Raw genomic sequence first — 4,920 nt, 5'->3', positions numbered from 1 at the left:
CCTGCCCGATCCCGGAGGTCGCCCGGCTGGGCCGCACCTTGCAGCGATGGCGGTCGGCGATCCTGGCCTACTTCGACACCGCCGGAGCCTCGAACGGGCCGACAGAGGCGATCAACGGGGTGATCGAGACGATGCGCCGGGTCGCTCGGGGTTTCCGCAACTTCGACAACTACCGGCTACGCGCCCTGCTCGCCGCCGGTGGCCACCGGCCGTGGCGGAAGACGCCTACCCACGCTCATCTGTGAAGGGCCGGTAAACCGAGATTGGTTTATCAGCGTAGTATTCTTCCGGTGGCCCATGTTTGGACTCGTTGGTCTCGGTATCTACACCCCGGCATTGCGCCCCGAGCATCCGCACATAGAATTGCCTGACCGCAGGGCGAGTCATCCGTGTTAAGAGTCCTCTCGTAGAGGCCGGGGGTTTGGCGCTCCTAAATTTCAAGCGCACGTCGTCGCCAGCTCGTCAGGCCAATCCGCGGCGAAGCGATGGAACGGGATCGCGTATACCTGTATGGGCGCGCCGTTTCCCAGCCCCCCCGGTAGCTAAATGGCATGATAGGAGCAAAGAAGGTCGTAAAAACGGGAGGTGACGTGTCTGCATCGTGGCAAGGACGTGACTGGCAAAACTATTGCATTCTGCTGCTGCAAAAGCGATACGCGACGCAGAACTCGCACAGCCTCCAACTCGTCCCAGATCGCCATCAGGGCGACCTGGGTCTCGAAGCGTTCTCTCATGATGGGCATGTCTACCAGTGCTACGCGGCTGAGGAACCATTGACGGTCATTGGGTGCTACGAGAAGCAGAGAGACAAGCTCACCACCGATTTGGGGAAGCTCCGTGACCGAAAAACCGAGGTCGCCAGTCTTCTAGGCAGGGTCGTCGTTCATCGCTATGTGTTCATGATTCATCGTCATGACTCACGGCGGCTTATTTCACATGCCCACTCCAAAGCCGAGGATGTTCGCTCCTGGAATTTGCCGTTCGTCGCCGATGAGTTCTCAATCGTTGTTGAGACTGACGACGACTACGCGAATGAGCGTGAGGCCATCCATGCCCTACCGAAAGCGATCATTGAGAGCAACAGTCCGACGGATGCAGATCGAGCTGCATGGGGGACTGCCAATGCCGACCTCCACGAAACTGCACTCAATAAGCTCGAACGAGTAGCTCAATCTAGATCGGCTCGTGATTCGGTGTTGACGGCTCTAATCAACCAATATTTGAAGGGTGAGAACGCTCTTGAACGACTAAAAAATGTAGTACCTGAAACGCACAGAGGCATCCTCGCAGCCAAGGCACACCGAGAAGATCTCCTTGTTCTTGAGCATCCCCCTGAGTCGAATGGATCGCACAAAGCGCTCTCCAAGATCGCAGGCGAGCTCGCTGAGAGTCTTCATTCGGACTTTCCGACTCTGTCCAGCATGTTGGCGGAAACGTTGGCCTGGTCTGCTGTCGCTGACTGGCTCATGAGGTGCCCCCTGGACTTCGAGGAAGCTGATGCGTGAGATCGAGGGTCTTCGCGAGTTCTTTGAAGAGACGACTGCGACGCCGCGTTTCTCGCGCCGCGCCGTTAGCATCCCGGGCGATTTCCGCACTGCGTGGCGCCTGAGCATCCTCTGCCTATTACTTCAACGTGGCCGCGCCAACACGCTCACCCTTGAGCATCTCCACGTCCTGTGGTGGTCGATTCGCACCGCAAAGTCGCGCGAGCTTCTGCTCCGCTGGTTCGAAGGTGATCGTTCGCCCGATGAACTTCTCGTCCGGTTCGATCCATCGTTGACAGTCACGGTCGATCTAGCACTTGGTCAAGGACTAGTTTCGCTGGAATCTAATCGCAGCGTAAGACTTGCAAACGCGGGAGCGTCACTAGCCAAATCCATTCATGAACAAGAGGATCTAATGATTATCGAGAAAACATTCCTCGCTGCTCTGCCAGCGAAGATAACTCAGCGTCAGGTCCGAGAACTCTTGGAGTGGAAATGAGCGCAAGACTTCGAATCAATGCCCTTCGGCTTACCGCTACCACGGCTGAAGGCGAAGTTGGTAGGGAACTTCGGTTCGTCGACGGTCTCAACCTCCTGCGGGCAGATAATTCATCAGGAAAGTCCACGGCACTTCAGGGAATTATTTATGCCCTCGGATTGGAAGGTATGCTTGGCCCGAGCCAGCGAATTCCGCTGCCGCATGCGATGACCGACAACGTCACCGTGCGAGGTGTCGATGGCCGCATCGTGGACTCATGTGTGGAACTTGAGATTGTCAACGGTGATGGAAAACAGGTGACTGTCATTCGACCTATAGTTAGCGCTTCTAAGGACAAGCACCTCGTCACCGTAAGCGACGGCCCAAAGATAACCGTACCCGATGACTACCTTGAGACGGATTACTTCGTACGCCGTACAGGTGCGGCACAGAATCTTGCGGGATTCCACCGGTACCTCGCACACTTTCTCGGAATTCAGCTTCCCCAGGTCAGTCGAATGGATGGCAGCGAAGCTCCTTTGTACCTGGAAACTATCTTTCCGTACTTCTTCGTTGAGCAGAAGCATGGATGGAGTGGAATTCAGGCACGCATTCCCACGTATCTGGGCATTCGCGATGTTGGCAAAAGGTCCGCTGAGTTCGTTCTTGGGTTAGAGGCGTTTGACCGAGTTCTTCGGCGGCAAAGGATTCGGTCGAACCTGTCGGAGATTGAAGCTGAATGGCAGGCGACTAATAAGCAGCTGAGTGAAGTGGCGAAGCTGAGCCGCGTGGTGATTCAGAATCCGCCAAGAAGAATTCAACATGGCATTCCTGACGGAACGTTTGTGCCTACAGTGTCTATCGATGACGAGTGGCTACCTCTGCGCGAAGCTCTTCAACGTATGCACCGTAAGCTTATTGACCTGGACGGGACAGTTCCTTCCGCTGAGCAAGCAGCTGACGGACTTGAGCAAGATGTTCGACGACTCGATGCTTCGCTAAGGCAGTCACTCGCTGTCGCATCAGGGCTCGCGGAAGAGAAAAGTGAGCTCGACAGTCGATACACGCAGGTACTCGTTCGGTTGGAGGCACTGCGAGAAGATCTTCAACGCCACAAAGACTCTCAAGTCCTTGAGTCGTATGGGTCCGAGCACGCGCACTCCCTCATAGCTGATCATGTGTGTCCAACTTGTCACCAGGAGCTTGAAGATGGCGCGGACATCTCTCCGCACGCGATGACGATCGCCGAGAATATTGACTTCATTCAGCGCCAAATTGCCACGTTCGAGGGAACTCGGGCAGATATCGAGAGGGTGACCGAGGCGATTGCGGTCCGTCAGGGGAGTCTAGCCTCGCAGATCCATGAGTACCGCAGCGAAATCCGGGCCGCCCGCGAGACATTGAGCAGCGCCAAATCGACACCCTCTGTTGCCGACATCTCTCGACGCCTCACACAAGAAGCTCGGCTCGCCGAGCTTTCAGCCAGAGATGACGAGTTCGCAGCGGTTCGGCTTTCGATGCTAAAACTAGCTCAGAGCTGGTCTGAGCAGCGCATACTGCTGAACAGTTTGACGGAGGATGAACTTTCAGGGAGCGACAAGGAGAAACTCGGTAACCTTGAATCGTCGCTGCGGACTCAGCTGCGGTCATATGGGTTTGACTCTTTAGACCCTGATGAGATCTATATCAACCGTTCAACCTACAGACCAATCCATGAAGGATTCGATCTTGGTTTCGATCTGTCGGCCAGCGACATGATCCGGGTGATCTGGGCGTACCTATTCGGCATGCTCGATGTGGGTCGAGAAGGGGCAGGCAACCACCTTGGTCTTCTCATCTTCGACGAGCCAAGGCAACAGGAAACGGCCCGTACAAGTTATCAAGCTCTCCTCGCGAATGCCTCGACTTCTGGACTTGGTGGCGCACAGATTATTTTTGCAACGAGCGAACCATCGCAAAGTCTGTTGTCCATGTTGCAAGACCGAGAGTTCAATCTGATCGATCTGAAACCCGGCGAGAAACTGCTTCAATCTCGCTAGTTTGTCGGTAATAACAACTGGAACAGACTGGTGGTGCATCACCTACGTGTGCGACGACCGCAATGAAAGTTCACCATATAATTGACTGTCGCGGACGAACCCGTGTGGTGAAAAGGATATTTCGACTACAAACGCGAAATCTAATAGCTTAACCCGATGCCGCGATCCTCGGTATCGCGGGCCGGTTTATAAGGGGACCCTAAAGCAAGTCCCCAGGCGTGCCTCCAGATAGTAAAACGACATATGCCCAACCTACGGATAGGGACATCACGCTCTCGACGGGTTCACGGGCAATCGGTATGGCCTCTACTAGGCTGATCGTTGGCCGTGCGCTATCTCATCCCCGCGACTTCGAAACGGCACCCGGATCATCCTCGGCAGCATATTCGTGCGGTTTCCATGCACCGAATTGCGCGTGTTCCCATAGGGAACTGAGTCGGTCAAACTCTGTCAAAAGTTCGGGTTAACCGGCCCTTCACAGATGAGCGTGGGTAGGCGTCTTCCGCCACGGCCGGTGGCCACCGGCGGCGAGCAGGGCGCGTAGCCGGTAGTTGTCGAAGTTGCGGAAACCCCGAGCGACCCGGCGCATCGTCTCGATCACCCCGTTGATCGCCTCTGTCGGCCCGTTCGAGGCTCCGGCGGTGTCGAAGTAGGCCAGGATCGCCGACCGCCATCGCTGCAAGGTGCGGCCCAGCCGGGCGACCTCCGGGATCGGGCAGGTCGGGAAGGCCCCCAGGATCTCGGCGACGAGCCGGCGTCCGGCTTCGGGGCGGGCGTGGTAGACGGCACGCAGCTTCTGGTAGCAGTGCCAGGCGAGGGTGACTTCATAGTGCGGGTCCCCGCCTGAGTTGGCTCATTCGTTTAGTGCGTGATTTTCGGGGTCGCGGATGGCGTCGAGGACGGCCTGCTGCTCGGCCGG

4 protein-coding genes and 1 pseudogene are annotated in these 4,920 nt (G+C 56.5%); 4 read left to right on the top strand and 1 reads right to left on the bottom strand.

Annotated features, from left to right (window positions below; genetic code table 11):
- From EWV37_RS15330 to EWV37_RS15315, 4 genes are all read left to right on the top strand, one after another.
- Positions 1 to 245, top strand: a 245-nt coding sequence (locus EWV37_RS15330) for a transposase (protein ID WP_165189493.1), incomplete at its 5' end; no start/stop codon positions are given.
- A gap of 345 nt (positions 246 to 590) precedes the next feature.
- The gene (locus tag EWV37_RS15325; protein ID WP_129702499.1) at positions 591 to 1,505 is read left to right on the top strand and encodes a hypothetical protein; all 915 of its coding nucleotides are present in this window, start codon (positions 591 to 593) and stop codon (positions 1,503 to 1,505) included.
- Positions 1,498 to 1,983 (top strand): hypothetical protein, encoded by a 486-nt coding sequence (locus EWV37_RS15320; protein WP_129702498.1) that lies wholly within the window; start codon positions 1,498 to 1,500, stop codon positions 1,981 to 1,983. The genes EWV37_RS15325 and EWV37_RS15320 overlap by 8 nt, the downstream gene beginning before the upstream one ends.
- Positions 1,980 to 4,001: an ATP-binding protein gene (locus EWV37_RS15315; RefSeq protein WP_129702497.1), complete on the top strand. Its 2,022-nt coding sequence runs from the start codon at positions 1,980 to 1,982 to the stop codon at positions 3,999 to 4,001. Before EWV37_RS15320 ends, EWV37_RS15315 begins: the two co-directional genes overlap by 4 nt.
- A gap of 475 nt (positions 4,002 to 4,476) precedes the next feature.
- Here the strand turns inward: EWV37_RS15315 and EWV37_RS15310 are convergent.
- Positions 4,477 to 4,842: pseudogene (locus EWV37_RS15310) on the bottom strand (ISL3 family transposase); the annotation flags it as partial.
- Positions 4,843 to 4,920: the final 78 nt, after the last annotated feature.

Origin of the sequence: Kocuria carniphila (assembly GCF_004136555.1) — a bacterium.
Classification (GTDB): Bacteria; Actinomycetota; Actinomycetes; order Actinomycetales; family Micrococcaceae; genus Kocuria; species Kocuria carniphila.
The sequence above is the reverse complement of the archived record's forward strand: the minus strand, read 5'-3'. Positions and strand labels throughout refer to the sequence as shown.